Source organism: Streptomyces sp. NPDC045968 (genome assembly GCF_056430475.1).
Genome location: NZ_JBWKLF010000003.1, coordinates 244,274 through 270,037 on the forward strand (window position 1 = coordinate 244,274; position 25,764 = coordinate 270,037).

The 25,764-nt window shown below is 69.3% G+C and carries 26 protein-coding genes, 1 tRNA gene and 1 pseudogene; 16 read left to right on the forward strand and 12 right to left on the reverse strand.

Going from position 1 to position 25,764, the window contains the following annotated elements; translation table 11 throughout:
* The first annotated feature begins 289 nt into the window (after positions 1–289).
* Together AC07FA_RS10540 and AC07FA_RS10545 are read left to right on the forward strand one after the other, a co-directional pair.
* Complete coding sequence (locus tag AC07FA_RS10540) at positions 290–1,459, forward strand: FG-GAP repeat domain-containing protein (RefSeq protein ID WP_479074550.1); 1,170 nt, start codon at positions 290–292, stop codon at positions 1,457–1,459.
* Between the two features lie 123 nt (positions 1,460–1,582).
* The gene (locus AC07FA_RS10545; protein ID WP_479074551.1) at positions 1,583–2,509 is read left to right on the forward strand and encodes a Yip1 family protein; all 927 of its coding nucleotides are present in this window, start codon (positions 1,583–1,585) and stop codon (positions 2,507–2,509) included.
* 118 nt (positions 2,510–2,627) lie between these two features.
* Here the strand turns inward: AC07FA_RS10545 and AC07FA_RS10550 are convergent, their stop codons facing one another.
* A complete protein-coding gene (locus tag AC07FA_RS10550; RefSeq protein ID WP_479074553.1) occupies positions 2,628–3,128 on the reverse strand; it encodes a phosphoribosyltransferase in 501 nt (166 codons plus the stop codon).
* A 6-nt stretch (positions 3,129–3,134) separates the two neighbouring features.
* Positions 3,135–3,710 carry a dCTP deaminase gene (gene dcd, locus AC07FA_RS10555; RefSeq protein ID WP_453525755.1) on the reverse strand — a complete coding sequence of 192 codons (576 nt, stop codon included), beginning with the start codon at positions 3,708–3,710 and terminating at the stop codon, positions 3,135–3,137.
* Between the two features lie 522 nt (positions 3,711–4,232).
* Here dcd and AC07FA_RS10560 point away from each other — a divergent pair.
* Positions 4,233–4,303: transfer RNA gene (locus AC07FA_RS10560), tRNA-Gly, on the forward strand.
* Positions 4,304–4,357: 54 nt separating this feature from the next.
* On the opposite strand, the pseudogene AC07FA_RS10565 reads toward AC07FA_RS10560, so the two are convergent.
* A pseudogene (locus AC07FA_RS10565) lies at positions 4,358–4,766 on the reverse strand (tyrosine-type recombinase/integrase); the annotation flags it as partial.
* A gap of 145 nt (positions 4,767–4,911) precedes the next feature.
* Positions 4,912–6,744, reverse strand: coding sequence for a GmrSD restriction endonuclease domain-containing protein (locus AC07FA_RS10570; RefSeq protein WP_479074555.1), 1,833 nt, complete (start codon positions 6,742–6,744; stop codon positions 4,912–4,914).
* Between the two features lie 298 nt (positions 6,745–7,042).
* On the opposite strand from AC07FA_RS10570, the gene AC07FA_RS10575 reads away from it, so the two are divergent.
* From AC07FA_RS10575 to AC07FA_RS10595, 5 genes are all read left to right on the forward strand, one after another.
* Complete coding sequence (locus AC07FA_RS10575; protein ID WP_479074557.1) at positions 7,043–7,291, forward strand: type II toxin-antitoxin system CcdA family antitoxin; 249 nt, start codon at positions 7,043–7,045, stop codon at positions 7,289–7,291.
* A complete protein-coding gene (locus AC07FA_RS10580; protein ID WP_479074559.1) occupies positions 7,288–7,689 on the forward strand; it encodes a PIN domain-containing protein in 402 nt (133 codons plus the stop codon). The genes AC07FA_RS10575 and AC07FA_RS10580 overlap by 4 nt, the downstream gene beginning before the upstream one ends.
* 406 nt (positions 7,690–8,095) lie before the next feature.
* The gene (locus tag AC07FA_RS10585) at positions 8,096–8,680 is read left to right on the forward strand and encodes a TetR/AcrR family transcriptional regulator (protein WP_479074560.1); all 585 of its coding nucleotides are present in this window, start codon (positions 8,096–8,098) and stop codon (positions 8,678–8,680) included.
* 77 nt (positions 8,681–8,757) lie between these two features.
* Positions 8,758–10,104 carry an MFS transporter gene (locus AC07FA_RS10590; RefSeq protein ID WP_479074562.1) on the forward strand — a complete coding sequence of 449 codons (1,347 nt, stop codon included), beginning with the start codon at positions 8,758–8,760 and terminating at the stop codon, positions 10,102–10,104.
* Between the two features lie 24 nt (positions 10,105–10,128).
* Entirely contained in the window at positions 10,129–10,887 is a 759-nt protein-coding gene (locus AC07FA_RS10595) for an SDR family NAD(P)-dependent oxidoreductase (protein ID WP_479074563.1), read from the forward strand.
* 283 nt (positions 10,888–11,170) lie between these two features.
* Here AC07FA_RS10595 and AC07FA_RS10600 read toward each other — a convergent pair whose 3' ends face one another.
* Together AC07FA_RS10600 and AC07FA_RS10605 are read right to left on the reverse strand one after the other, a co-directional pair.
* Positions 11,171–12,091 carry a DMT family transporter gene (locus AC07FA_RS10600; RefSeq protein WP_479074565.1) on the reverse strand — a complete coding sequence of 307 codons (921 nt, stop codon included), beginning with the start codon at positions 12,089–12,091 and terminating at the stop codon, positions 11,171–11,173.
* Positions 12,088–12,906 carry an SDR family NAD(P)-dependent oxidoreductase gene (locus AC07FA_RS10605; protein WP_479074566.1) on the reverse strand — a complete coding sequence of 273 codons (819 nt, stop codon included), beginning with the start codon at positions 12,904–12,906 and terminating at the stop codon, positions 12,088–12,090. Before AC07FA_RS10605 ends, AC07FA_RS10600 begins: the two co-directional genes overlap by 4 nt.
* 142 nt (positions 12,907–13,048) lie before the next feature.
* On the opposite strand from AC07FA_RS10605, the gene AC07FA_RS10610 reads away from it, so the two are divergent.
* Positions 13,049–13,630, forward strand: a complete 582-nt coding sequence (locus AC07FA_RS10610; RefSeq protein ID WP_479074567.1) for a TetR/AcrR family transcriptional regulator — start codon at positions 13,049–13,051, stop codon at positions 13,628–13,630.
* 289 nt (positions 13,631–13,919) lie between these two features.
* Here AC07FA_RS10610 and AC07FA_RS10615 read toward each other — a convergent pair whose 3' ends face one another.
* The 3 genes from AC07FA_RS10615 to AC07FA_RS10625 all read right to left on the reverse strand — a co-directional run bounded on the left by AC07FA_RS10615 (position 13,920) and on the right by AC07FA_RS10625 (position 15,782).
* The gene (locus AC07FA_RS10615; protein ID WP_479074568.1) at positions 13,920–14,711 is read right to left on the reverse strand and encodes a DUF3592 domain-containing protein; all 792 of its coding nucleotides are present in this window, start codon (positions 14,709–14,711) and stop codon (positions 13,920–13,922) included.
* Between the two features lie 107 nt (positions 14,712–14,818).
* Positions 14,819–14,959, reverse strand: a complete 141-nt coding sequence (locus AC07FA_RS10620) for a hypothetical protein (protein WP_479075194.1) — start codon at positions 14,957–14,959, stop codon at positions 14,819–14,821.
* Positions 14,960–14,972: 13 nt separating this feature from the next.
* A complete protein-coding gene (locus AC07FA_RS10625) occupies positions 14,973–15,782 on the reverse strand; it encodes an alpha/beta fold hydrolase (protein WP_479074570.1) in 810 nt (269 codons plus the stop codon).
* A 227-nt stretch (positions 15,783–16,009) separates the two neighbouring features.
* Between AC07FA_RS10625 and AC07FA_RS10630 the strand changes: the two genes are divergently transcribed.
* Together AC07FA_RS10630 and AC07FA_RS10635 are read left to right on the forward strand one after the other, a co-directional pair.
* The gene (locus tag AC07FA_RS10630; RefSeq protein ID WP_479074571.1) at positions 16,010–16,648 is read left to right on the forward strand and encodes an endonuclease; all 639 of its coding nucleotides are present in this window, start codon (positions 16,010–16,012) and stop codon (positions 16,646–16,648) included.
* Positions 16,649–16,873: 225 nt separating this feature from the next.
* Positions 16,874–17,335, forward strand: coding sequence for a hypothetical protein (locus AC07FA_RS10635; protein WP_479074572.1), 462 nt, complete (start codon positions 16,874–16,876; stop codon positions 17,333–17,335).
* A gap of 132 nt (positions 17,336–17,467) precedes the next feature.
* Here the strand turns inward: AC07FA_RS10635 and AC07FA_RS10640 are convergent, their stop codons facing one another.
* Positions 17,468–18,226, reverse strand: coding sequence for a polysaccharide deacetylase family protein (locus tag AC07FA_RS10640; RefSeq protein ID WP_479074573.1), 759 nt, complete (start codon positions 18,224–18,226; stop codon positions 17,468–17,470).
* 270 nt (positions 18,227–18,496) lie between these two features.
* On the opposite strand from AC07FA_RS10640, the gene AC07FA_RS10645 reads away from it, so the two are divergent.
* The gene (locus AC07FA_RS10645; protein WP_479074575.1) at positions 18,497–19,246 is read left to right on the forward strand and encodes a DUF1838 family protein; all 750 of its coding nucleotides are present in this window, start codon (positions 18,497–18,499) and stop codon (positions 19,244–19,246) included.
* Between the two features lie 100 nt (positions 19,247–19,346).
* Here the strand turns inward: AC07FA_RS10645 and AC07FA_RS10650 are convergent, their stop codons facing one another.
* Positions 19,347–19,940: an MBL fold metallo-hydrolase gene (locus tag AC07FA_RS10650; protein WP_479074576.1), complete on the reverse strand. Its 594-nt coding sequence runs from the start codon at positions 19,938–19,940 to the stop codon at positions 19,347–19,349.
* 83 nt (positions 19,941–20,023) lie between these two features.
* Here AC07FA_RS10650 and AC07FA_RS10655 point away from each other — a divergent pair, with 83 nt between their 5' ends.
* Together AC07FA_RS10655 and AC07FA_RS10660 are read left to right on the forward strand one after the other, a co-directional pair.
* Positions 20,024–20,980, forward strand: coding sequence for a GlxA family transcriptional regulator (locus AC07FA_RS10655; protein ID WP_479074578.1), 957 nt, complete (start codon positions 20,024–20,026; stop codon positions 20,978–20,980).
* Between the two features lie 318 nt (positions 20,981–21,298).
* On the forward strand, positions 21,299–22,873 hold the full coding sequence (locus AC07FA_RS10660) for a carbohydrate-binding protein (RefSeq protein ID WP_479074579.1): 1,575 nt from the start codon (positions 21,299–21,301) through the stop codon (positions 22,871–22,873).
* A gap of 79 nt (positions 22,874–22,952) precedes the next feature.
* Here the strand turns inward: AC07FA_RS10660 and AC07FA_RS10665 are convergent, their stop codons facing one another.
* Positions 22,953–23,306 (reverse strand): hypothetical protein, encoded by a 354-nt coding sequence (locus AC07FA_RS10665; protein WP_479074580.1) that lies wholly within the window; start codon positions 23,304–23,306, stop codon positions 22,953–22,955.
* A 597-nt stretch (positions 23,307–23,903) separates the two neighbouring features.
* Between AC07FA_RS10665 and AC07FA_RS10670 the strand changes: the two genes are divergently transcribed.
* Positions 23,904–24,242: a MerR family transcriptional regulator gene (locus AC07FA_RS10670; RefSeq protein ID WP_479074581.1), complete on the forward strand. Its 339-nt coding sequence runs from the start codon at positions 23,904–23,906 to the stop codon at positions 24,240–24,242.
* A gap of 316 nt (positions 24,243–24,558) precedes the next feature.
* The gene (locus tag AC07FA_RS10675) at positions 24,559–25,677 is read left to right on the forward strand and encodes an NADH:flavin oxidoreductase (protein ID WP_479074583.1); all 1,119 of its coding nucleotides are present in this window, start codon (positions 24,559–24,561) and stop codon (positions 25,675–25,677) included.
* The last annotated feature ends 87 nt before the right edge of the window (positions 25,678–25,764 follow it).

The window sequence follows — 25,764 nt, forward strand, 5'->3', positions numbered from 1 at the left end:
GGAGAGGAGAGAGGAAGGGGAAAGAAAAAGGAAAAAAAAAAAGCCAAACCCACCCCCCCCCCCCCCCCCCCCCCCCCCAACCACCCCCACCCCCCCCCCCCCCACCCCCCCCCCCCCCGCTTCTGTGTGTGATGTGGGGCATGTACGCGCCGGAACATCTGGAGCATCATGTGGGCCGAACACCTTCGAACGCGTCGGCCCGCCCCGCCCCACCGGACCCACCGGCCCGGGCAGGATCTCCACGCATCACGACGCACCACTGCGCACCACGACGGATGAGGGACCTCCCGTGCGGACACCCATCACACCGGCCCCGGCGAGAGCCACGGCAAGAGCCACCGCCAGGTCCACCGCGACCGCCACCGCGGCGCTCACCTGCCTGCTCCTCCTGACGGCCTGCGGCGGCCCCTCATCGGCCAACGCCCCCTCGTCCGCGTCCACCGCCGCCTCGGGCAAGAACGGCGACACCCCTCCCGAGGCGCTCGCCGGCCAGGCCGACGTCCCCCGTGTGCCGGTCCCGCGCGGCAAGGGCAGCCGTACCGGGGACGACTTCAACGGCGACGGCCACCGCGATCTCGTCATCGACGACCTGGTGAAGGCCCCGGAGGACAGTCACGGCGACGACGTCGGCATCGGCGTCGTCTACGGCTCCGCCGACGGAGGCCTCGACCCTGCGGCACGTCAGCTGCTGAGCGCGAGGACCCACGCGGCCAAGGTCGGCGACACGCTCCCGGTCGCGTTCGACGCCGAGGCGGCCTGCGACCTCGACGCCGACGGCTTCACCGACCTCGTGGTGGCCACGGACCCGCCGTACAACGGCGTCGGCCGCCCGCCGGTACCGCTCCAGATCCTCTTCGGCTCCCCCGAGGGCCTCACCGGCAAGGCCGTCACCCTCCGCATCCCCGACGGAGCCCGGTTCGGCAACGAGTGGCCCGACCACCCGGTCTGCGGCGACTTCGACGGCGACGACCGGACCGACCTCGCCGTCACGGCGGGCGCGGGCCGGATCAGTTACCTCCGCGGCCCGTTCACCCGCGGCGCGGCCCCGCGCGCGGCCGCGTCGCTCCCGGGCGGCGGCCCGTACCTCACCGCTCCCGAGCCCCGCGCCGACACGAACGGCGACGGCTACGACGACCTCGCCCACTCCGCCAAGCCCCTCCGGCCGGGCGCCCCCGCCACGGCCACCCTGCTGCTCGGCTCCGCGAACGGCCCGGCCCGCCCCGGCGGCACGTACCGCGTCAAGGCCCCGGCGCACGGCATCCCGACGGCTCCGATCCGCACCGGCTCGGGCCCCACGGAGACGTCTCTGCTCCGGTACGCGGACTTCGACGGCGACAGGAAACCCGAGACCGTGGTCCGCACCTACCGCGGCGAGAGGACGGACCTGATCGCCCTGTACCCGTCGACGACGCCGGACCGCCCGCGCCTCACCTTCAGCACGGCGCTGTTCCTGCGCTGAGTGTCCTGAGCGCGCCGAGTGCCCTGAGTACGCCCCCTAGGGGATGTCACAGCTCGGCCGCAAAGGCGGGCGGGTTCCCCCGGCTCACCCACCACACACACGCGGACCAGGTACGTTCGATTCGTGGCTGGATTCAGGATCGGACGCGGCCGGGACAACCGCACACCGCAACAACACCCGCAGCAGCAGCCGTACGGCACGCAGGCACCACCGCCGCCGTACGGCGGGCAGTCGTGGCCGCCGGCAGGAGGCACCGGAGCTCCGTACAACGGCGGCGGGCACCACGGCGGCCCTCGCGCAGGCGGGCACCAGGCCGGGCCTCGCGCCGGCGGGCGGAACGACGGCAGACACGGGGAGCCCGAGTACTTCGGCGACCCGTATCAGCAGGCCCCGCCGCACGACCCGTACGCCAACACCCCGGGTCACACGCAGGCGTTCAGCATCAACGAGGACCCGTACGGCGACGGCAACACCTACCGCGCCGGCCAGGCTCCCGCCCAGCCCGCAGGCCCGCGCCTGCCCTGGAAGGACCTGCTCAAGGGCATCGTGATGCGACCGGGCCCGACGTTCTGGCAGATGCGCGACTACCCGGTCTGGGGCCCCGCGCTCGTCATCACGTTCCTCTACGGCCTGCTCGCGCTCTTCGGCTTCGACCAGGCCCGCGACGAGGCGATCAACGCGACGATCTCCACCGCCGTCCCGTACGTCGTCGTCACCGGCATCGGTTTCGTGATCGGCGGGCTGGTCCTCGGCGCGGTCACCCACACCCTGGCCCGCCAGCTCGGCGGCAACGGCTCCTGGCAGCCGACCGTGGGCTTCTCCATGCTGATCATGTCGATCACGGACGCCCCCCGCCTGCTGTTCGCGGTCTTCCTGGGCGGCGAGAACTCCCTGGTCCAGGTGCTCGGCTGGATGACCTGGCTGGCCGCCGGCGCGCTGTTCACGTCCATGGTGAGCAAGTCGCACGACCTGCCGTGGCCCAAGGCGCTGGGCGCATCCGCGATCCAGCTGATCGCCCTGCTCTCGATCATCAAGCTCGGCACGATCTGAGCAACCCGTACGGACACGCGAAGGGCCCCCGGCACACGCCGGGGGCCCTTCGCGATCCTTCGTCACCGCACTCGCCCGCCCTCACCCGTCGTCGTGAGGGGCAGGTCCTTGCCCCGCCCTACGAGTCGAGGACCTGTCCCTCACGACGCACGACGGGCTTCTCCACGCTCCACGGGAAGTTGATCCACTGATCGGTCTTCTTCCACACGTACTCGCACTTCACGAGCGAGTGGGACTTCTCGTAGATGACCGCGCTGCGCACCTCGGCCACGTGATCGATACAGAAGTCCCGCACCAGCTTCAGCGTCTTGCCGGTGTCGGCCACGTCGTCGGCGATGAGGACCTTCTTGCGCGAGAAGTCGATCGCGTTGGGGACCGGCGCCAGCATGACGGGCATTTCCAAAGTGGTCCCCACACCCGTGTAGAACTCCACGTTGACCAGGTGGATGTTCTTGCAGTCCAGCGCGTACGCCAGTCCGCCCGCGACGAAGACCCCGCCGCGCGCGATGCTGAGCACCACGTCCGGCTCGTACCCGTCGTCGGCCACGGCCTGCGCGAGCTCGCGCACAGCGGTTCCGAAGCCTTCGTACGTCAGATTTTCCCGCACGTCACCGCTCATCCGGCATCACACCTGCGTCCGATGGAAGTTCATGAACGAACGCGAGGCCGTCGGCCCGCGCTGCCCCTGGTACCGCGAGCCGTACCGCTCGGAACCGTACGGGAACTCGGAGGGCGAGCTGAGCTTGAACATGCACAGCTGCCCGATCTTCATCCCCGGCCAGAGCTTGATCGGCAGCGTCGCGACGTTCGACAGCTCCAGGGTCACGTGCCCGGAGAACCCGGGGTCGATGAACCCGGCCGTCGAGTGCGTCACCAGCCCCAGCCGCCCGAGCGAGCTCTTCCCCTCCAGCCGCGACGCGAGATCGTCGGGCAGCGAGATGACCTCGTACGTCGAGGCGAGCACGAACTCACCGGGGTGGAGGATGAACGCCTCGTCGCCCTCCGGTTCGACCATGCGGGTCAGGTCTGCCTGCTCGACGGCAGGGTCGATATGCGGATAGCGGTGGTTCTCGAACACCCGGAAGTAGCGGTCGAGCCGCACATCGATGCTCGAGGGCTGCACCATCGACGCGTCGAACGGGTCAATGCGTACCCGTCCGGCGTCGATCTCGGCCCGGATGTCCTTGTCTGAGAGAAGCACGTCCCGAGGATACGCAGAACGCGCGAGCCCGCCCCAACCGGACCGCCCTCGCGCGCCTGCCTGCCATTTCCTTCCGGGCCCCTCGACCGCGCCCGCTACCCCGGCCGAGCGCCCTACCGCTGCTCGAACACCACGGGAACCGCCTGCCTCAACCGGGCACAGCGCGGACAGCGAATGAGCCGCCCGGGACCGATCCGGCCGGGCCCGAGCTGCTGCATCGGGAACGACGAGGTAGCAAAAACGTGCCCTTCGGCACAACGGACGACGGTGCGCTCCATCGACTCCATCAAGCCCCTTCCCCAACCAAGCCTTGGACGAGAAAGCCACATTAGGGGATGAACAGGACGCCACTCCAGGCGGCACTCCGACCCCCCACGCTACGCCTTCAACTCCCGCCCACCACACCCGCGTCGACACCACCACACCCCACCCCAACGCCCCGCAGACCCCGCGGCGCCTACGCCGGGGGCCTGCCATGAGGTACAGTGTGCGACGATGCACTGCCGATCATCGGCGCGCTTCGCGGGTGTAGTTTAATGGTAGAACATGAGCTTCCCAAGCTCAGAGCGCGAGTTCGATTCTCGTCACCCGCTCTTCCACGAACCCCCAGGTCATCGGCCTGGGGGTTCGTCGCTGCCTAGACCCCCCTAAGCGCCTTGCGCCACCTCCGCACCACCTGACCCCTTCTCGCGCTCCTCGCGCGCCTTCTCGCGAACAGCTCGCACCATCCGGTCCAGGCCCCTTTTGCCGCCCGTGGTCGGAGTGCTGATAGATCAGGGCCGCCTTCTCCGTGGACTGGCCGGCGCGCACCATCGTGTCCTTGAGCGTGGCCCCCGACCGCGTCGAAAGGGTGTGCCCGGTGTGCCGGAGGTCGTAGAAACGGAAGTTCTCCGGCAGGCCGAGCGTGATCCGTACCTTGCGCCACTTGCGCCCGACGGCGGACGGACGGACGGAACGGCTTGCCACTCACCCCGACGAACAGCAGGCCGTCCGCCCCTTCTCGGCGTACCGGCTCATGTGCCGCTAAAGGTCCTTCCGCAGGAACTTCGGCAGCACGCCACGCGCTTACCGGACTTCGGTCTCTTGCCTCTTGTCCGTGGCCGGCTCCGTCCGTGCGTCGGCTGCGACTGAAGGCAAGGAGCCCGATCGACGAGTAGTCGACAGGCTGGGCAGAGGGGCCGCCACGGGCCCCGGCGGATATTCAGTCTTCGTCTTCGTCGCCCTCGTCCACCACACCGGTTGCGGGATATCCGTCTTCAGCGACGACCGCCTTGCCAGTGGCCGTCTCAATGGCCTCGACCAGAGCATGCTGCCGTGCTTCGAAAAAGCCAGCAAAGTCATCCTTGGCGAGCAGCGCGGGATCAACCAGATGGGTACAAATGTGGTTGGCCACGGTGTCTGCGTCCACCTCGGCGTTCTTCGCGAGCCTGGGGAGGTAAGCAGAGGGCGCTGTCCCGCCGATGATGCGGTTGGTGCGTCCGGTCAGCGGGGTCTTGTTGACGATTGAGTTGTAAGTGCCCCGGGCGATGTTCTCCCGCTCACACCACGCCTGCGGGAAGATGTGGTGGATGTCCACGGCCTCCGCGAAGTACTCGGTGATCTCGGTCTTCTCGCCAGTCCGCCAGTCGACGGCGCCTTCCTTCATCAGAAGTGCGTAGATCCCCTTGTAGGCGGCGCTGTTGCGGGTGCGCAATGTCAGCAGGCGGCTCTCACTGAACCGGGCGTCGCGGATGGTGCGAGGTTCGGCCCCGGTGCCACGCACCCAGCCCACGGTTTCGGGGAGGTCGTGGCTGAACCTTGTCTCCGTCGAGCCGCCGTACAGCTCGCCGAACACACCGCACCAGTACCAACGGGCCAACTTCTGCTGTGCACCGGCCGGTTCGGCCTGTTCGCCGAGCGTGCTGAGGATCGCGGCGAGAGGGATCAGCTGGGTTCCGTAGGGGAGGAACTTGGTGTCGAAGAGATACTGCTGGCGGAGGAACTTGGCCGCGTCCTTGAAGCCTTTGACGACCAGTGGTGCGTAGCGGCGGTACTCGTCCAGACCCAGTTCCAGCATGTCCTTGCGCTTGCAGCCGATTCGTGGCAGACGCTCTTCGTCAATCCCGACGGTAGCGGCATCGGCGCGCCGGGCGGCCGTTGCCATGAGGGTGACGGCCTGCAGGAAGTCGGTGTTGGCAACCTCTTTGAGGACGCGGTACTCCGGCGCCTTCCACGCGGCCCGGACCACATTGTTCCAGTGGTCGCGCAGGTCGAACTCTTCGGCGGCATATGTGGCGGTGAGTAGCTCGAAGACTGTGAGGGTGACGCCGCCGGTGTTGACCTTTTCGAAGACCTGGCAGACAGCCTGCCTCTCGGTCTGCTTCCCTAGTTCGATTACCGGCACCTGGTAGAGCTCGAAGGGGCGGACGAATGCCTCCTCGAAGTCCCGCCACCACTTGCGGCCGTCCTGCCCCTGATCCTTCCAGTAGTCCTCGTAACCGTAGCTCCAATCGCGGTTGCAAAAGAGCTGGGAGAGTGGGAAGAGCCGGGCCGCGTATTCCTTCTCCGGGGTCGAGTAGTCCTCGATGAGATCGCCACGGAAGCTGCGGACCACGCGGTCCGCCGGCAGAAGGCGGATGGCGTCTTCACGGTCCGCGTGAGGGTCGAGAGCCTTGACCATGTCGACGTAGAACCAGCCGGTGATCCGCTGCTTACGCTGGTTCTGCGTCTCGACCGGCTTGCCGAGCATGAGCGACTGGAAGAGCGAGGTCATCCGCTGCTGGCCGTCGAGAATCAGGGTGTCCGGTTCGGTGCCCGGGGGCGGAGTGGCGCCCTCAACCGGGCGACGCTTGAAACGGACGTCACCACCGGTCTGCAACAACATGAGGGTGCCGACCGGGTATCCACGAGAGATCGAGGCGAGCAGGCCGATGATGTTGTGTTCCGGCCACACCCAGCCGCGCTGGAACTCCGGTAGCTGTGCTTCGCCCTCGGCCACCCGCCGCAGCAGTTTGACCAGCTGAATCTTGTCGATCCCGAATGCTTGCTCAGTCACGACCCACCCCCTCCTCGACACTGAACGCTGCCGAGAGGTTACCGGTGGTGGAGTGAGCACGAGGTCAGTGCTGAAATTCGAGCTGCCAGGGGGTTGCGCCTGCCCCCTCGCCAAGGGCCGTCGCGCTGCGTCGGCTCAGGACCGATACACATTTCCTCCTGCCAGGTGGCCGGAGTCGTGACTTCGAAGTAGCTATGAAACCCTTTCGCTTACCCACCAGAAAACCGACGCTTACCCCCGCGAGCAGGAGCTGAAGCACCGCACAGCGACATCCCGCATACTCCGATATGCTTGCCGTATGTCCTCAACGACTCGCATCACCGTCACGCTCCCCAGTGATCAGGTGGCGGAGCTTCGCAAGCTCACGGACAACGTCTCCGGCTATGTAGCGGAAGCCGTGGCCCGCCAGATCCGGCACCAGCTTCTGGGCGACGACCTTCGCCGGCACGAGGAAGAGCACGGAGGCTTCAGCGACGAGGAGCTCGCCGAGGCCCACGCGAAGATCTTTGGCGCCGCCGGCTCCTCCAAGGGCGCGGACGCCGCGTGAGCGAGCGCATCGAGACCGTTGTCCTGGACTCGGAAGGGCTCTCCGCCTGGATCGCGCAGGATCGCAAGTTCCTCGCGATGTTGAAGGTCTTCCACGACATGGGAGCCGACCTCGTGATCGGGGCGAACACCATCGTGGAAGTCAGCCACTCCCGCACCAACATGTCCCGCCTGAACTGGACCCTGTCCCGGATCAAGGTGGAGCCGGTCACGGAGCAAGCTGCCAAAACGGCAGCGGAGCTCCTCAAAGGCGCCGGGCTGCACGGACACAAGTACGCCATCGACGCCACGGTCGCCGAGGTCGCGCTCCGCCAGCCGAAACCGGTCGCCCTGCTGACGTCCGACAGCGACGACATGGCCAAGCTCTGCGGCAGCCAGGTCCGCATCATCCCTCTCTGAGCCTCCAGCCCGCCCGGAGCACGCACCTCGGCAGGTTCTGTTGCACTGTCGCCACCTGTGCCCCAGCTGTGCCCAGCGGAGCGGACAGCAGCGGTCACGTACAGCGCCCGGTAACCACTCCGGACAAGCATGCAGGTCGGCGCCAACACGACTGTTCAAGAACCGTTGATTCCCAAGCTCAGAGCGCGAGTTCGACTCTCGTCACCCGCTCCACATGAAAGCTCCAGGCCAACGGCCCGGGGCTTCTTTGCCGCCCAGGCCCGCCGGGCTGCGTCGCTTGCGTGACCCGGTTCCGGCAGGGCGTACGTGCATGCCTGGAACGGGCGGGAAGCAGGTCGCCCTCAGCAACTCGTCTGCAGGGAAACATTATTGACCGGTCGTTCTGTATTGGCCTATGGTCTCCGACGTGGCCAGGACCAAGGAATTCGATCCGGACGCCGCGCTGCAGTCGGCCCTTGAGCTGTTCTGGCAGCGCGGATACGAAGCGACGTCGATCGCCGACCTCGTCGAGCACCTCGGCATCGGTCGTGCCAGCATCTACGCCACCTTCGGCAATAAGCACGAGCTGTACCTGAAGGCCCTGGACCGGTATTCCGAGGGGCATGATCCCCTCCTCCTCGCCGAGCTGTCCCAGCCGGGGCCGGCACTGCCCGGGGTGCGGGCGGTGGTACGCCGGTTCGCCTCGGAGGCCGCCTCTCCAGAGCGTCGGCTGAATGGCTGTCTCATCACCAACACGGCGGCCGAACTGGCCCCGCACGACCCTGCGGCGACCCGACGGGTCGAGATCAGTTGGGAGCACTTCGAGACGCTGCTGCAGTCCGCGCTCGTGCGAGCGCGAGCCCAGGGCGAGCTGCCGGAGGATCGTGATCCGCGCACGCTGGCCCGCATGCTGCTCGTCCTGCTCCAGGGCGTACGGGTCGTCGGCAAGGCGTCCAGCGATCCCGCCCGGGTGCGGGATGCGGCCGAGCAGGCGCTGACCCTGCTGGACTGAATCACACGCGCCGGAACCACCGAGCCCTCTCTCCCATGCCCAAATAATGGACCGATCGATCAAATATGAGGAGGGGTATGACCGCCGGGGGAGCCACCCATGTCGTCGACGTGCAGCACCGATACGCCTTCGCCCTTCTCGGGAGCGTGCAGATCACGCTGATCTTCACGCTCGCCGCGATCGCTGTGCCGCTGCCTCTCATCGGGCAGGAATTCGGCCTACAACGGCCCGACTTGATCCTGCTCAGTGCCTCATACGGACTGACCTTCGCCGGACTGCTGCTCTTCGGTGGGCGCCTCGCCGACCGCTACGGCGGGCGGCGTACCCTCGCCGTCGGCCTCCTCCTCTTCGCCGCCGCCTCGGCCGCTGCCCCGTTCGCTCCCGGCATCGGGGCGCTGCTCGCGGCCCGCCTCGTACAGGGCGCCGGTGCGGCCCTTGTCGCGCCCGCCGCCATGTCGGTGCTGCGCATCGTCTTCCCCTCCCCCACCGCGTACGGCAGGGCAATGGCTACCTGGGGCGGACTCTCCGTACTCGGCGCGACCGCCGGCAATCTGCTGTCCGGCGTCATCCTGTCGTGGCTTTCGTGGCGTTGGACCTTCGCCGTACCACTCGTGGTCGCGGTCGCCGCCCTCGCTCTCACGTCCCGGCTACTGCCGCACACCGCTCCGAACCGGGGCAGGACCCTCGACCTGCCGGGTGCTCTGCTCGCCACCGCCGGGATCACCCTCGCCAGTTACGGACTCGTCGTCACCGACACCCACCCCTGGTCGTCGGCCGGCGTGCTCGTACCGCTACTCGGCGGGACCGCACTACTTGCCGCGTTCCTGTGCGCCGAGCGTCGCGTCCGCGACCCGCTGCTGCCGACGCGCTTCCTGCTCGACCAGCGGCGAGCGCTCGCTCTCACGGCCATCGCACTGAGCGCCTGCGGTACCGCGATGACCTTCGTGGTCCTCTCGCTCCACCTCCAGCAGACACGCGACTGGTCACCGTTGCAGACCTCGGCCGCCTTCGTGCCGTTCGCCATTGCGCTGATCGCCTCGGGCCGGACGGCAGGGCCACTCATTCGCCGGTACGGGGCCCGAGCCATCACGACCGCCGGGCTGGGCACCGGCGCGGCCGGGCTCGCCTTCCTCGCCTTCGCCGGGCTCGATGCGCACACCCCGTACGCGTACGGGCTGCTGCCGGGCCTCGTGCTGCTGTCGGCCGGCACCGCGGCCTCCTTCGGGGGAGCCGCCGTGCTCGCCACCGAAGGCGTACCGCAGCAGCAGACCGGGCTCGCGGGCGGTGTGCTGAACAGCGCGATGGAACTCGGCCCGACCGTCCTGTTCGCCGTCCTGCTCACGCTCGGCAGCGACGCCTGGTCCCTGGCCGCGACGGGGGCCGCCCTTGCCGTCGTCGCCCTCCTGAACCACCGAACCAAGTAATCCATCAAGCACAGGAGTTGTGAAATGAACGGCTTCACTGGCAAAACCGTGCTCGTCACGGGCGCAGGCTCCGGTCTCGGCCGCGCGATCGCGCTCGCCTTCGCCGCCGAGGGCGCATCCGTGATCGCCGCGGGCCGCACCGCGTCCTCCCTGGAGGAGACGGTCGGCCTCATCGAGGCGGCCGGCGGCACGGCTGCCGCCATCACCGTCGACGTCACCGACTCGGACCGGCTCCGGGACCTCGTACACGAGAGTGTCACTCGCTTCGGCGGGCTCGACATCGCGGTCAACAACGCCGGGATACTCCGCGGCACGGTCCCTGCCGGAGAGGTGAGCGAGGAGGACTGGGACGCGGTGCTGCGGACCAATGTCACCGGCGTCTGGCTGGCCATGAAGCACGAGATCGCACACATGAAGGAGAACGGCGGCGGGGTCATCGTCAATATCTCCTCCAACCTCGGGGCACACCTGCGTATCCCGAACGCCGCCGCGTACATCACCTCCAAGGCAGCGGTCTCCGCGCTGACCCGCGCCGCCGCTCTCGACCACATCCACCAGGGCATTCGCATCAACGCGGTCAGTCCGGGCGCCTCCGCCGCTCCCATGTCGCTACGGCCCGGCGAGACCGAGGCCGACCGGACCGAGCGGGTGAAGTCGGAGAACCCCCTCGGCCGGGTCGCGGAGGCCGAAGAAGTGGCGGCCGCGGTGCTCTACCTCGCCTCGCCCATGGCCGGCGCGGTGGTCGGCACCGACCTGGTCGTCGACAGTGGGTCGTCAGCCTGACGGTTCGGCCTGCGTAGCGTCCCGTCCAGCAGGTCCAGCAGGTCCAGCAAGGGCAGCAGGTCCAGTGGAGCGGGAAAGCGCCGGGGATTGCTGAGCTCAGAGCGCGAGTTCGATTCTCGTCACGCGCTCCATGAAGAAGCCCCAGGCCGGCGGCTGGGGGCTTCTTCGCTGAGATCTCACACGGGCGTTCCCGCCGTACTCGACGTCCCTGCTCCTGAGCCCGCTTGCAATGGACACCTCACCGTGCGACGCCGACGGGTTTCAGTGCCGAGCACCTGGTTACTCAGCCTGCGCCACTAACGCGCCGGACAGGACGGCCGGCCCGCCCGGCAACGCCGGTCGGCGCGGGTTGCCGCAGGCCGATCAGGACACCTGCGGCGACGAGCAGGGCGCCGGCAACATCTGCAAGGCCCGCCTCGCCAAGCCCGAGTGCGACTGTGGTGACCAGTGCACCCACCGGGACGAGTCCGGCGAAGAGTCCGGCGCGTGCGGCGCCCAGTCGGCGCAGCGCGTCGTACCAGAGGAAGAAGGCAGTGGCTGTGACGAGTACACCGAGGTAGCCGAAGGCGGCCGCTTCGGTGGAGGTGGGCAGGCGAAGAGAGCTCGTACCGTCCAGGGCGATGCTCGCGGCCAGCAGCATGGGCACGGCAAGCGCCGCGGGATAGGCGGCGACTCTCATGGGGCCGAGTTTGGGCAGCAGGGGAAGAGCGAGCAGCGAGAAGGCGACCTCTCCGACGAGCGCTCCCAGAGACAGCAGCACACCGTGCAGGCTGCCGCCGCCGAGCCCTGCGGCGACGGCGGCGCCCAGGGTCACGACAGCCGCGGCGCCGACGGTGCGCGCGGCCGGCCGGCGGCGTTCCGTCAACGGCCCGACGAGTGCGAGGACGATGGGGATCGCTCCGACCACAGTGCCGATCATGGCGGGGCTCGCGTGCCGGGTGGCTTCGACCAGGAAGATGTTGAAGCCCGCCAGGCCGGTGACGGCCAGCGCCAGAAGGAGCAGGAAGTCACGGGGGGTCAGGCCGGCGCGAGGTAAACGGCGGTGGCGTACCACGGCGAGGAGGATCGCCGCGGCAAGCGCGTAGCGCAGGGCCTGACCACTGAGGACGGGGTAGTCGGCAATCGTCGCGGAGACGGCCGTCGAGGTGCCGACGAGCAGCATCGCGGCGGCGGCACCTGCGGCCGGAACGGTGGAGGAACTCATGCCGCGTACTCCTTCGGCTGTGGGACGGTGCCCGCGGGGCTGAGGACCTTACGGGTGACACGCTCGGCGATGGCGGCGACCAGAGTGCGCGGCCGGCGCGGCAGCAGATGCGCGGCCAGGGCATTGCCGAGTCCGGGGGTGACGTAGCCGCGGTCGCGGTCGAGTGCGCGCAGAGCGGCGCGTACAACCGGCTCCGGTGTGGTCATCGAGCCGTTGACGGCCGCCTTGCGGGTGCCGATGGCCTCGAAGAACGGGGTGTCGACCGGGCCGGGGCACAGAGTGAGTACGCGAATGCCGCGCCCGCGGTACTCCTGGCGCAGGGCGAGGCCGAAGTTCAGCACGAAGCCCTTGGCCGCGCTGTAGACGGCGAAGTACGGGGAGGGCTGGAAGCCCGCGGTGGAAGCGACGTTCACGACTGCGCCCGTGCCGCGCTCCAGCATGCCGGGGAGCAATGCGTGGGTGAGGTCGACGAGCGCGACGACGTTGACCATCAGCTGGTCGTGGTCACGGTCCGCGGCGATGTCCTCGAAGCGACCGCACGTGCCGAATCCGGCGTTGTTGACCAGCAGGTCGACGCTCAGGCCGCGGGCGGCGAGACGGTCGGCGATCTGCCGGGCCGCATCGGGCTCGGAGAGGTCCTGGACCAGGACGTGGGCGCGGATGCCGTGCTCCGCGGCGAGGCGCTCGGCGAGGGCGGTGAGCCTGCCCTCGGAACGCGCCACCAGGATCAGATCGTGTCCGCGGGCGGCGAGCTGTGCGGCGAACTCCGCCCCGAGTCCGGATGAGGCACCGGTGATGAGCGCTGCACTGTGCACGGGAAATCTCCTTCACTCGACGATGAACTACGACTGAAGAGTACGCACTTTGCATCTAACCGCAACAGGCTTGATGCATTTAAGGCGCAGATGGCCCAGCGGTGTATCGTTTAGAAGGTCAAGCAGATGAGCGGGAGGCGCCATGAGTGAACCAGCGGCACGGCCGTTGCGGGCGGACGCGGAGCGCAGTGTGCGCGCGATTCTGGAGGCAGCCGAACGCGTGCTCTCCATGGACCCCGGCGCGTCGATGGAGCAGATCGCGACTGCGGCGGGGGTGGCCAGGACAACGATCCACCGGCGGTTCGCGCATCGGCAGGCACTGATCGACGCCCTGGCTTCGTCGGCCGCCCGCCAGCTCGTCCAAGCCGTGGAGGACGGTCGGCCGGACACCGCCCCGCCCCTGGTGGCGTTGCACCGGATCACGGCCAATGTGCTCGAGGTGAAGGGCGCCTGGGCATTCGCCCTGGAACTGCCGGCCGATCCCGACAGCGAAGCGGCCGTCCTCCACGAGGACATCGGCCGACGTTGCATCACAGTGCTGGAACGGGCCCAGGCGGACAAGCTCATCGACGAGGCAGCCGACCTCCACTGGGTACGGCGGGTCTACTACTCGCTCCTCGGGGAGTCCCTGCGTGGAAGCCCGGAGGACACCGGCGTCGACACCGACACCCTCGCCGCCCGCATCATCGACACCCTGCTGCATGGCGCGGGCCCACGCACCTGAGCTGGCCGCCGACCCGAGCGGCTATCGGGCCACCGTGATGCGAGCGTGACGGCTGCTTCGTAGGACTCGCTGGTCTTGTCGTAGCGGGTGGCAATCCCACGCCACTGCTTCAGGCGGTTGAAGCACCGTTCCACGACGTTGCGGTGCTTGTATGCCTCACGGTCGAAGACCGGCGGGCGGCCTCCGCGGCTGCCCCGCCGGGCTCGGTTGCGGACCTGGTCGGCCCGAGCACTGCACAGCCTCCGCAGCACCGCGCCTTCACCCGCGCGTGGCCAGGAGTCCGTAACCCTCAGTCGATCAGAAACGGAGTCAGGGCCAGGGCGATACCGCCGCCCAGCGGCGGCAGCGAACCGAGGATCCAGACCCCGGCCCGGAGCAGGTGCCTCGCTCCTGATATCTCGGCGGAATACCCGTCGGGGGCCTCCGGGTCGTAGGAGACGCGGGCCACCGGTCCGCTGTACTTGCCCCGCGCACTCCGCTCGACGCCGTCGGCATCCGTGAACTTGTACCAGGCCGCCCCGTCCGTGGTCCTGAAGTCCAAAGTGGCGGGCACGGTGACCCCGCGCCGCTTGAGGGCGAAGTGGATCAGCGTCCTCTGGACCCCGACAAGCAGGAGGCCCACACCGAAGGCGACGGGGACGGTCGCGACGATGGGGGCGATCACCTTTGCCCCCAGAGCGACGCCCACCCAGATCACGTAGCCGACGTAGACGGCGAGGAGAGCGATCAGGATCACCAGCTGCCGGTACTTCGGGCGGCGTTCCGGCTCCTCCGGTTCCTCTGGTGACGCCAGCGGAGTGACCGTGACGCGGGCGCTACCGGCGGGGTCTCGCTGTTCGGGGAGTGCGGCGGTCAAGGTGGCGACGAAGGTGGTGGCGGCCGTCGGGTTACCGGCGTCCACACGGTGCACGGCACCGTCGCTGAGCACGATCTCGATGTGGCGTCCGCCGTCGGTACGGGCTTCCTGGACCACCGTGAGAGGAATCTCCGTTCGGGTGCGGCTGTCGACCAACCGGAGACCACTGTCATCGAGAACGGTCTCGGCACCGTCGCCGCCGATCAGTATCTGCGAAGAGACCATCGCCTTCTCCCACCCCTGTCGATACGCCACGGTTCGGTTGCCGTCACGTCGGCGGAAACCTACCGGAAGGTGAAACGGGCCCAGCCACCACGGCCGATCTCGCCGGATCACCCCTCTGCATCGGCCGGCCCTGACGACGCGCCGCGCCCCTTGCGCGCCAGCAGGTAGACCTCCCGGAACTGGCGGCGGTCGGTGGGCTCGGGTTCGCGGATCATGCGGGCCACTTCGTCCTCATGCGGGCCTGACATGTGACGACAGGTCCTAGTGGGCGAGGCCCGCCGCGAAGTCGGCGATGTCCCGCGCCACCCGCTCAGGGCGCTCCCAGTACAAGGCGTGCCCCGTTCCCTCGTAGACGATCAGCCGGGCGCCGGGAACGGCGTCGAGGATCGTCTGTTGGTCCTCGCGCGTGAGAAGGGGGTCCTGGTCGCCCCAGACGACCAGCGTGGGCACCAGGATCCCGGCCAGCGTCGCCCGCAGATCGGTTTCCAGCAGACCGCGCATCGTCTCCCGCCACACGCGCGCGGGTGCCTTCAGGTTCTCCTCGACGACGGTCGCCAGGAAGCCGCGACCGACAGGCTTGGAGGTCATGCCCCGCGCGAAGCGCTCCGCGAAGGCACGGTCCACCGGGTCCTCCAGCCCTTGTACGACCTTCCACAGCTCGACGGCAGCCGGCTTGTCGGCGAGGACGGCGGGCACGCCGAGGAGCACGAGCCCCGCCACCCGATCGGGGTAGCGGCCGGCGACGATGCGGGCCTGCACCCCTCCACTGGAACCCCCGACGAGCACGGCCCGATCCGTCCCGACGCTGTCCATGAAGGCCACGAGGTCCTCGGCCAGGTTCTCGGGAAGGTAGCCGTCCGGAGGCTTGTCGGCGTCCGCGTGGCCTCGCTGTGTGGGGGCGTATCCGTGCAACGAGGACGGCAGGCTCCGTAGCAGCGGCTCGAACGTCCACCACGAGTCCACATAGCCGTGGACCAGGACGATCGGTGCTCCCGCCCGGTACCCCGCCTCGGCGTACGGGACGGTCAGCCCGTCGGCCAGGACCGCTCTGTGCACGGTGACGGCAGACACCCCTCGGCCCTCCTCACCTCTGTTCCCAGCGTAAGGAGAACCGCGCGTTCACGCGGCGGGGAGCGATCCGCCGCAGGTGCCGGTGGCCTGCGTGACGGGCATCCGCGGGTCTACGCTCGGAAGGGAGTCCAAGGAAGTAGCGAGAAGGAGTAACGAGGGAGAGCGGCGCTGCGGGTTCACGGCAGGATCTGAGCGCTTCCTCGGGTGGTGGGAGGAGGAGTACGACGATGACAACCGCCGATGTGATCACCCGGCTGCTGCGCGAGCACGGACGGACCTACGCCGACGAAGCCGGCATCACTCTGCGGGACAAGCCGTCCCCGCTGTACCAACTGCTGGTCCTCACGGTCCTGTGCTCGATTCGCATCAGGGCCGGTACGGCCGCCGCAGCCGCCCACGAACTGTTCGCCGCAGGACTTCGGACGCCCAGGTCCATGGCGGACTCCAGCTGGCAGGAACGCGTGGACGCCCTCGGGCGCGGGCACTACGTCCGCTACGACGAGAGCACCGCGACCGCACTGGGCGACGGCGCGGAGCTGCTGCTCGACCGCTTCCACGGCGACCTGCGAGAGCTCCGCGAGCAGGCCGGCGGCGACACCGGTGAACTGCGTGCCCTGTTGCAGGAGGTGCCCCGCATCGGACCGGTGGGCGCCGACATCTTCTGCCGGGAGGTCCAGGCCGTCTGGCCGGAGCTGCGCCCGTTCTTCGACGAACGCTCCCTCGCCACCGCCGCCGTGCTCGGGCTTCCGCACAGCCCCGACGGCCTGGCGAAGCGGGTACCGCCGGAGGACCTAGCCCGGCTGGCAGCCGCCCTCGTACGGGTCAGCCTGTCCAGGAACGCGACGGAGGAACTACGAGCCGCGTAGGGCCGCGTCTTGCGGGCAACGTTTCCGGCTATGCGGCGGAAGCGGTGGCCCGCCTGTTCGGCATGTACGTTCCTGAAGAAGCAGGGACCACGAACCGGACCTGCGCAGGCGCTCGGTGGTCCGGATGGCCCTGACCGCCACAGCGGCCCGGTGCGAAGAGGTCCTCGGGGACTTGCAGGACTTCGTGCGCACGGTTCGCACGGACACGGGAACGGGAGTGCAGCGGTGGGCCTTCTGGACAACTACTTCGGTACCCGGCACCCCGACGAGGGTATCGCACCGCGTACGCCCCCGGAGGTCCGGTCGGCGTTGCTGGCGCTCAACGGGCCGGGCGTCCCGTACACCGTACGCAACGGAACCTCGAAGGAGGGCGACCTGGTGGCCGAGTGCCAACTCCCCGCCCTGCGCGTGAGACTTCGGACCCGGATGCGTTTCGACGCGACGAAGCGCGAGGTGCGGGCCGTCGACGAGCAGTGGGAGGGCTCGCTGACCGAGCACGGCGGCGGGCAGCGCTCCCGCGGGCCGGCGAACGCGGTGTACCGGGTGTGGGGGAAGGAGTTGGGGCCCAACGGGCGCGAGCGCAGGGTCGAGACGTTCCGCTTCGAGACCCGGGAGATGAAGGACCCCCTGCGCCAGGCGGTCCTCGACGCCGGCTGGACCTGGCGCGGAGTGCTGTTCCGGCTCTGATCGGCTCTGGCCCGCCCTGACCCGCTCCGACCCGCCCTTGCCGGCCAACGCCCGTCGGCACGCCGGTCGATGCGACCACCTACCGCCCGGCCTCGTACGGCGCGTACGGGAGGCCGGGAAGGTGAGCTTCGCTCATCGCACGGGGAAGCCGAAGGAGTACCCCTGCTGCTTCAGCCAGGGCAGCACCTCGCGCAGAGCGGCCACGGTCTGGGAGCGATCTCCTCCCGCGTCATGGAAGAGGATCGTGGGCCCGTTGGAGATCTCGCTCTTGACGGTGGCGACCATGGTGTCCGCGCCGGGATGCTCGAAGTCCTTGGTGTCGACGTTCCAGCCCAGCGGCCGCATCCCCCGGGACGCGGCGAGCTGTCGGCTGTACGGGGTGAACGCACCGCCCGGGGCCCGGTAATACTGCGACCGGACACCTCCGGACGCCTTGATGATCATGCGTTCGGCATCCAGGATCTGCTGGGACTGGTACGCCTCGGACTTGGTGTCCATGGTGGTGTCGTGCGAGACCGTGTGGTTGCACAGCCGGTGCCCGTCTGCCACGACCGCCTTGACCAGGTCCGGGTACGCCCGGGCCTGCGTCCCCACCATGCAGAACGTCGCCTTCACGCCGTTCTCCTTGAGCAGTTGGAGCACCTGTGGCGTCCAGGCCGGGTCCGGTCCGTCGTCGATGGTGATGTTGACGCCACGGGCGCCACGGTCCGAGGCGTGCGCGATGTCCGCCGCCACCTTGGCCACGGGCGGGGCGACGCGCGCTTGCGGCTGCCGCCCTCCGACGGGGTCGGCCTGAGCGCTCCACACCGAGGTCGCGGCGGCCAGCATCGTCACCCCGAGCGCCGCCGCGAAGAGCCGGCCGTTCCATCCCTTTCCCTTATGCCTTGCCATGTCCGCCCGCCCCTTTGCCGTCCCCGCCGATGCCGTGCACCCATGTAGACAGACGAACGCCCGTTCAGGCTGCCTCTGTTACCGATCAATGACGAACCCACAGGGGGCCGGCGACAAACCCAGGAATCCCGCAACAGACGAGGGGCGCGGCAGCCGTCCTTTCGGGACCCGCCGTACCCGTCGGCCCGGGAGTGGCTTCTTTCGGCCGCTTCCGTCCCGGCCGGGATGTTTCCCGCCCGGCCGGGGCGGGCGTCGCGCAGAGTACTCCGTATGACGACACCCGCTGAGCTGCTCCGCTCCTTCGCCCGCACGCGGGCATCGCTGGCCGGCGAGGAGGTCACGTACTGGTGGTCCGGGGACGTGTACTCCTGGGCTCCCGACGCGCCCTACCAGCGCGTCTTCGGCTTCGAAGGGCTCAACGTCGCCCGCCTGGTCCAGGACGCCGAAGCCGGCCCGGACGCCTACCAACTACTCACCCGCGAGGCCGCCTTCTACCTGGACCCGGTCACCCGCGAGATCCTGGAGACCTGGCAGGACCTGCCGGTGGTGCACGTCTGGAACGACCCGGCCAACCAGAAGTGGCGCCCCTTCCCGATCCCGACGACCGAGCTCGGCGGGCAGGTCTGCTTCAGCCTGGAGATCCCGCTGGCCTACCCCTCGCCGCTGCCGGTGGCCCAGTACCCCGTGCACTCGGCCGGCGACACCTACAAGGCCCTGGAGCTCTTCCAGTTCTTCGCCGATCGCGCCGACCTGTCCGGCCCGTCACCGAGCGTTTCGGCCTCCATGTCGTGGACCCGGATGTCCCCGTGGCTCCCGTGGATGGCCCGTGGCCAAGCGCCCGGCGGTCTCACCTTCCACTGCCGGGGCCGCAAGCTCGGCTCGTACGCCGAGGTTCCCGCGCGCACCCGTGCGTACATCGCCGACCACCAGCCGGAGTTCGCCCGGGCGCCGGAGAAGTGGAGCGAGCCGAACGAGACCAGCTGGACGTACTTCCGCAAGCTCAACCCACCGGCCCGGTGAGCGGATGGTCCGAGCCGGAGCGGCACCAGGGGTGAACGGTCGCGCCGCCTCGCCCGAGGCCGCGGACGGGCCTGGGCCGCCCGCGTCGCAGGGCCAGCTCCTAGCGCGGTGCGGTGTCGTCGGCTGGGAAGGCGGGGCCGTGGCCGGGAACGATCACGTCTGCTGCGGTGAGCACCCGGAGGCGGGATGACAGCAGCAGTTCGTGGTCCGGGGCCACCGGGTCGTCGACCGGGCCGTTGGGGCGCCACCACAGGTCGCCCACGAAGGCCACGACGCCGTCGGCCGTGCCTGCCAGCAGGGTGATGTCCTCGCGGCTGTGTCCGGGGGTGCGGATCAGGCGCAGGGAGGGGGTCAGTTCGTAGCCCTCGGCGTCGCGGTCGGTCCACTGGTCGTTCTGGTAGATCGCCTTGTGGTCGTGGACGCGAGCCCGGCCGAAGAGGCCGACGTTCATGGTGTTGTCCGGATGGTGGTGGCTGAGCACCACATCGGTGATGTCGTCGGGGCCGATTCCCGACTCCGCGAGCGGGCCGAGTATCCGATCGCGGCCGGCCACCATGCCCGGGTCGACGATCACGTGGCGTTCCCCGTCACTGATGTACGAGACGGTGGCGGCTACTCCCGGCCCGGTGGAGAGGGTGTAGCCGGTGGTCAGGATCGTGTAGGTGGCGCTGCGGCCGACCGGTGCGTCTGTCATGGCCCCAAGTCTTCGGTGTGGAGCGCCCCTTCACGAGTGGCCGTGCTGCCACTGATCGCAGGAATCGTGCCACACTCCCCCGCATGCCACCCTTCGTGAATGTCGCCGCCTACGCGTCACCCGGTGTCGGCATGCTCGGGGCCGGCATCGTCTCCGAAGTGTTCGACGCCCGCGGCCAGGACCTGCCCCGCTTCGACTTCGCCCTCTGCACCGAGCGGCCCGGGCGGGTCCGTACCGATGTCGGGCTGCCGGTCGTGGTCGAGCACGGTCTGGACCGGCTGGCCTCCGCCGACCTGGTGATCGCCCTGCCCTGGGCGGACTTCCGTACGCCGCCGACGCCCGCCGTGCTCGATGCGCTGACCGCCGCACACGAGCGGGGCGCGCTGGTCGCGGGACATTGCGTCGGCGCCTTCGCGCTCGCCGCGGCCGGCCTGCTCGACGGGCGGCGCGCCACCACCCACTGGCGGTTCACCGGCCTGCTGGCCGACCGCTACCCGGACGTCACCGTCGAACCCGACGCCCTGTACGTCGACGAAGGACGGATCACCACGGGCGCGGGGGCCGCCGCCGGCTTCGACGTGTGCCTGCACCTCCTGCGGCGTGAGCACGGCGCCTCGACGGCCAACGCCATCGCGCGGGACCTGGTCCTGCCGTCCCACCGCGACGGAGGGCAGGCGCAGTACCTGGCCACTCCGGTCCCCGAGGACTGCCAGGACGACAGGCTGGCCGACGTACTCGCCTGGGCCCGCGAGAATCTCCACGAGCCGCTCCCGGTGGCGGAGTTGGCCCGCCGGTCCCTCATGAGCCGGCGTTCCTTCGCCCGTCGCTTCGCCGCCTCGACCGGCACCACCCCGCACGCCTGGCTGCTCAGCCTCCGGCTCAGCCGCGCCGAGGAGCTCCTGGAGACCACGGACCTCCCTGTCGAGGAGATCGCCCGCCTCGTCGGCTTCGGCAGCGCGGCCGTCCTCCGCGCACAGTTCGTACGGCGTCGGGGAGTCCCGCCCCGCTCCTACCGCCGGTCCTTCACCCGCACGCCGTAGTCGGCGGGGGCGCGCCGCCTCCACGGGCCGCGGCCGATCTCTGCATGTTCATGCTCATGAATAGAAATCATGTACCAGAACATTGACGCGGGCATGACACACACTTAGTGTCCGAAGAAAGCGCTTGCGGACCGCCATTGGGCGGCCCCGATCGCAAGGACCGTTCACGCATCAGAACGACCCGTCGCCACCGTCCCACACCCGGAGCCGCGGCAGAAAGGGGTCGGCCGGGCCCGGTTGCGAGCCGTACCCGCTCGATCGAAGGCCGCGTTCACCGCCCCCCATCGGACGAACCAACCCCCCCCCTGGAGACGAACGATGCACCTGAGACCCGTCATCGCATGCGCCGGCCTGCTGGCCGGCACGCTCGTCGCGTTGTCCGGCAACGCGGCACAGGCCGCGGCCGTCCGTTACGAGGCCGAGCGCTCGCCGGCCGTCTGCAGCGGCACCATCGACGCCGACTGGGCCGGCTACTCCGGCAGCGGCTTCTGCAATGCCAGCAATGCCGTCGGCGCCTCCGCGCAGTTCACCGCGGATGCCACCGCCGCGGGCACCGCGACGGTCCAGGTGCGCTTCGCCAACGGGACCACCGCCGCGCGGCCCGCGAATGTCACGGTCAACGGCTCGGCGGCCGCGTCCGTGTCCTTCGAGGGCACCGGGGCCTGGGGGACCTGGGTGACCAAGACGCTCACCGTGCCGGTGCGGGCGGGCAGCAACACGATCCAGTTCAGCCCGACCACCGCCAACGGGCTGCCCAACATCGACTACGCCGATGTCGAGGCGGCCGGCACCACGCCGCCACCGACCGGCTCCGCGCTGTACGTGGCGCCGAACGGCAGCGACAGCGCGGCCGGGACGGAGTCGGCGCCGACGACGCTCGCCTCGGCGATCACCCGCGTCTCGTCCGGCGGGAAGATCTACCTGCGCGGCGGGAAGTACCCGCTCGCACAGACCGTCACCATCGCGCCCGGCAACAACGGCGCCGCCGGTGCCCCCAAGGTGCTGTCCGCCTACCCGGGTGAGGCCCCGGTGCTGAACTTCTCCGCCATGGCCGAGGACCCCGCCAACCGCGGACTCGCCGTGAACGGCTCGTACTGGCACATCAACGGCCTCGTCGTGGAACACGCCGGTGACAACGGCATCTTCGTCGGTGGCAGCAACAACACCATCGAGCGCACGGTGACGCGCTTCAACCGCGACACCGGCCTCCAGCTCTCGCGGATCGCCTCCACCACCCCGCGCGAACAGTGGCCGTCCAACAACCTCGTGCTCAGCGCGGAGTCGCACGACAACGCCGACTCCGACGGCGAGGACGCCGACGGTTTCGCCGCGAAACTCACCGTCGGCTCCGGCAACGCCTTCCGCTACGCCGTGGCCCACAACAACATCGACGACGGCTGGGACCTCTACACCAAGACCGACACCGGCCCCATCGGCCCGGTGACCATCGAGGACTCCCTCGCCTACGAGAACGGCACGCTGAGCGACGGCAGCCAGAACTCGAGCGGTGACCGCAACGGCTACAAGCTGGGCGGCGAGGACATCAAGGTGAACCACGTCGTCCGGCGCAGCATCGCCTACGACAACGGCAAGCACGGGTTCACGTACAACAGGAACCTCGGCACGATGGCGGTCTCGGACAACATCAGCATCGACAACTCCGAGCGCAACTTCTCCTTCGACGGCGGCACTTCGGTGTTCCGGAACAACGTCTCGTGCCGCAGCGGCAGCGGCACCAACGACAAGACGGTGGGCGACGCCGACGGTACGAACCAGTTCTGGTCCGGTACGAACGGATCCCGGTGCGCCTCGTACGCAGGCGCCCTGGCCTGGTCCTACACGGCGGACGGCCGCCTCGCCGTGACGTTCGGCGGCAACCGGGTGGCTCCGTAGCCGAACCCTTGAGTCCCGAAAGAAGGCCCAGGTCGGTGACCTGGGCCTTCTTTCGGTGCGTGCGTCCGGCGGCGGCGGCTCAGTCGTAGCTGAAGTCGCCCACCGTCCAGGCGCTGACGTCCTCGATCGAGACCCGGTACATCCCGCCCGTCTCCGGGATTCCGACGGTGCCCTGGAGGATGCGGGCCACGTGGAAGTGCAGATGGGTGGGCGGGTCGTCCTTCGCGGTGGAGGCGGTGAAGATCCCGGAGAACTCGCCCAGGCGGGCTGAATCCGTCAGGACCTCCGACACACGCCGCCTCCACACGGCTTCGGGAGCCAGTCGGCCGGTGATGACAGTGCCACCGGTGACCACGGTCAGGGACATCTGATTGCTTTGCCCGGACTCCACCAGGGCGGCGATGTCCACGAGCAGTTCGTCAGTCTTCGACATGGAAGCCGAGTCTATTCGCCGGGCCGGGCGGGCAGTACGGGGCAGGTACCGCCCGTTTCGCACCCCGGCTGTTCGAGGCCGATTACCTCGCCGTCGAACACGCGTAAATCTATGTCGGCGAAGGTAGACATTGGGCGACCGCGTGACTATGGTTTCTCTCGTAGCCAAGGTTCAAGCGCCCGGCAGAGACGAACTGCCGGGCAGTAGTACACGCAGTGCGGTGCGGTGGTGGAGCGTCGAAGCCAGGGTTTTCGCAGGACGGCGACGGGGCTGACGACCGCACCGGGTGGCCCGCGGTGATCAGGGGCCGCCACCGGAAGAAAGTGTTGATCCAGAGGGAACGAACGGAGGATGCAGGCGCCATCAGGATCGCCCGGGCGAGAGGGATTCGGCCCGGGTACCGCAAGGCCCCGGAACGGAAGGTGGTCCCCGGTCAAGCAACCGCGATCCCCGCACTCCCGCCCTCCTTCAGGGCGAGGCTGCGGAAACAGAAGGTCGGCGCAGCACTGAGGCCGACAGATGGTGTTGAATTTCCTTCGGGGCCTTGGTGCCGTACGGCACCAAGGCCCCTCGACGCGTTCCCAAGAAGAGGTGCAGATGACAGCGGATAATGCGCTCGGCGGCAGACTCGACGACGATGACTACCCCGCGTACACCATGGGGCGGGCGGCCGAGATGCTCGGCACGAACGCCGGCTTCCTCCGTGCTCTCGGAGATGCCCGCCTGATCACCCCGCTCCGTTCCGAGGGCGGCCACAGGCGCTACTCCCGGTATCAGCTGCGGATCGCGGCCCGCGCCAGGGAACTCGTCGACCAGGGCACGCCGATCGAGGCCGCCTGTCGCATCGTGATCCTTGAGGACCAGCTCGAGGAAGCGCAACGGATCAACGCCGAATACCGCCGCACCGCGGTCACGGCGGACGAGCCCGCCGTCTGAGCAGCCCGTTCTACGACGTTCGCAGCCGGTTGACCTGCGCACTTGCGCGTGTGTGCGCAGGTCCGGCGGGCCGGTGGGCGGGGTGACGGGTGATGCTTCCCCCGCGTGACCCTGGCCCACGCTCCGGCGTACGAGGCCGTGGGCGAGCACCTCGTTGAGGGCCTTTTGGGCGTCCTCCGGGGTCGGCCCCTCGTGTACCCCCCGGCTGGGAGACCTTGACCACATCGTCCGCGCGGGGGGATGCCCGTGCCGTACCGGGATGTTGGCACCCGAGGACACCACAGCAGGGCACCCCAGCGACTGAACAGGACCTGACGTGACAGACGTACTTGGCGGCCGCGCCGCAGACATCCTCTCGCGCCCGTTCGCGGTCCGCGGCCTCACCTCGCGCAACCGCATCGCCATGGCCCCCATGACGCGGCAGTTCTCCCCGAACGGCGTCCCCGGCCAGGACGTGGCGGACTACTACGCGCGGCGGGCCGCCGGTGACGTGGGGCTGATCATCACCGAGGGCACCTACATCGACCACCACTCGGCGGGCACCAGCGACCGCGTCCCGCGGTTCCACGGTGCGGACGCGCTCGCGGGCTGGGCGGCCGTCGCGGACTCCGTGCACCGCGCGGGCGGCGCGATCATTCCGCAGCTGTGGCACGTCGGTGTCACCCGCACCGAGGGCGCCCCGCCCGTGGCGGACGCGGAGCCGGTCAGCCCGTCGGGCATATCCCTGGCGGGTGACCCCAAGGGGCGCGCCATGACGCGGAAGGACCTCGACGACATCGTCGGCGCCTTCGCGGACGCGGCGGCAGCCGCCGAGCGCGCCGGTTTCGACGGCATCGAACTGCACGGCGCCCACGGCTACTTGATCGACCAGTTCCTCTGGTCGGGCACCAACCGGCGTACGGACGCCTACGGCGGCGACCTCGTCGCGCGGACCCGCTTCGCGGCCGAGATCGTGGCGGCCTGCCGCGCGGCCGTGTCCGACGCGTTCCCCCTCTTCTTCCGGATGTCCCAGTGGAAGATGGACGCGTACGAGGCGAAGCTCGCCGAGACGCCCGAGGAGCTGGACGCACTGCTGACGCCGCTGGCCGAGGCCGGTGTCGACGTCTTCCACGCGTCCACCCGCCGCTACTGGCTGCCGGAGTTCGACGACTCCGACCTGAACCTCGCAGGCTGGGTGAAGAAGATCAGCGGCAGGCCGACGATCACCGTCGGCTCGGTCGGCCTGGACGGTGACTTCTTCGGCGCGTTCCAGGGGAAGGGCTCCGGCGTCACAGGCGTCGAGCAGCTGCTGGAGCGCCTGGAGCGCGACGAGTTCGACATGGTCGCCGTCGGCCGTGCGCTGATCGCCGACCCCGAGTGGGCGGCGAAGACGCTGCGCGGGCGCACCGACGAGATCACGCCGTTCGGCGCGGAGATGCTGTCGGCCCTTCACTGACCGGGGCCGTACGGAGGTACGGGGGGCGGCCGTACCGAGGTACGCGGGGCTGATCCCGTACAGAGGTACGCGGGGCGTACGCGGAGA

What these genes read in the sequence shown, in the direction of transcription:
- AC07FA_RS10610 (WP_479074567.1), top strand. Translation starts at nt 13,049, where the DNA reads ATGAGTGAACCAGCGGCACGGCCGTTGCGGGCGGACGCGGAGCGCAGT.
- AC07FA_RS10655 (WP_479074578.1), top strand. Translation starts at nt 20,024, where the DNA reads ATGCCACCCTTCGTGAATGTCGCCGCCTACGCGTCACCCGGTGTCGGC.
- AC07FA_RS10640 (WP_479074573.1), bottom strand. Translation starts at nt 18,226, where the DNA reads ATGGCAAGGCATAAGGGAAAGGGATGGAACGGCCGGCTCTTCGCGGCG.
- AC07FA_RS10550 (WP_479074553.1), bottom strand. Translation starts at nt 3,128, where the DNA reads ATGAGCGGTGACGTGCGGGAAAATCTGACGTACGAAGGCTTCGGAACC.
- AC07FA_RS10665 (WP_479074580.1), bottom strand. Translation starts at nt 23,306, where the DNA reads ATGTCGAAGACTGACGAACTGCTCGTGGACATCGCCGCCCTGGTGGAG.
- AC07FA_RS10575 (WP_479074557.1), top strand. Translation starts at nt 7,043, where the DNA reads ATGTCCTCAACGACTCGCATCACCGTCACGCTCCCCAGTGATCAGGTG.
- AC07FA_RS10670 (WP_479074581.1), top strand. Translation starts at nt 23,904, where the DNA reads ATGACAGCGGATAATGCGCTCGGCGGCAGACTCGACGACGATGACTAC.
- AC07FA_RS10660 (WP_479074579.1), top strand. Translation starts at nt 21,299, where the DNA reads ATGCACCTGAGACCCGTCATCGCATGCGCCGGCCTGCTGGCCGGCACG.
- AC07FA_RS10615 (WP_479074568.1), bottom strand. Translation starts at nt 14,711, where the DNA reads ATGGTCTCTTCGCAGATACTGATCGGCGGCGACGGTGCCGAGACCGTT.
- AC07FA_RS10620 (WP_479075194.1), bottom strand. Translation starts at nt 14,959, where the DNA reads ATGTCAGGCCCGCATGAGGACGAAGTGGCCCGCATGATCCGCGAACCC.
- AC07FA_RS10590 (WP_479074562.1), top strand. Translation starts at nt 8,758, where the DNA reads ATGACCGCCGGGGGAGCCACCCATGTCGTCGACGTGCAGCACCGATAC.
- AC07FA_RS10595 (WP_479074563.1), top strand. Translation starts at nt 10,129, where the DNA reads ATGAACGGCTTCACTGGCAAAACCGTGCTCGTCACGGGCGCAGGCTCC.
- AC07FA_RS10650 (WP_479074576.1), bottom strand. Translation starts at nt 19,940, where the DNA reads ATGACAGACGCACCGGTCGGCCGCAGCGCCACCTACACGATCCTGACC.
- AC07FA_RS10645 (WP_479074575.1), top strand. Translation starts at nt 18,497, where the DNA reads ATGACGACACCCGCTGAGCTGCTCCGCTCCTTCGCCCGCACGCGGGCA.
- AC07FA_RS10630 (WP_479074571.1), top strand. Translation starts at nt 16,010, where the DNA reads ATGACAACCGCCGATGTGATCACCCGGCTGCTGCGCGAGCACGGACGG.
- AC07FA_RS10600 (WP_479074565.1), bottom strand. Translation starts at nt 12,091, where the DNA reads ATGAGTTCCTCCACCGTTCCGGCCGCAGGTGCCGCCGCCGCGATGCTG.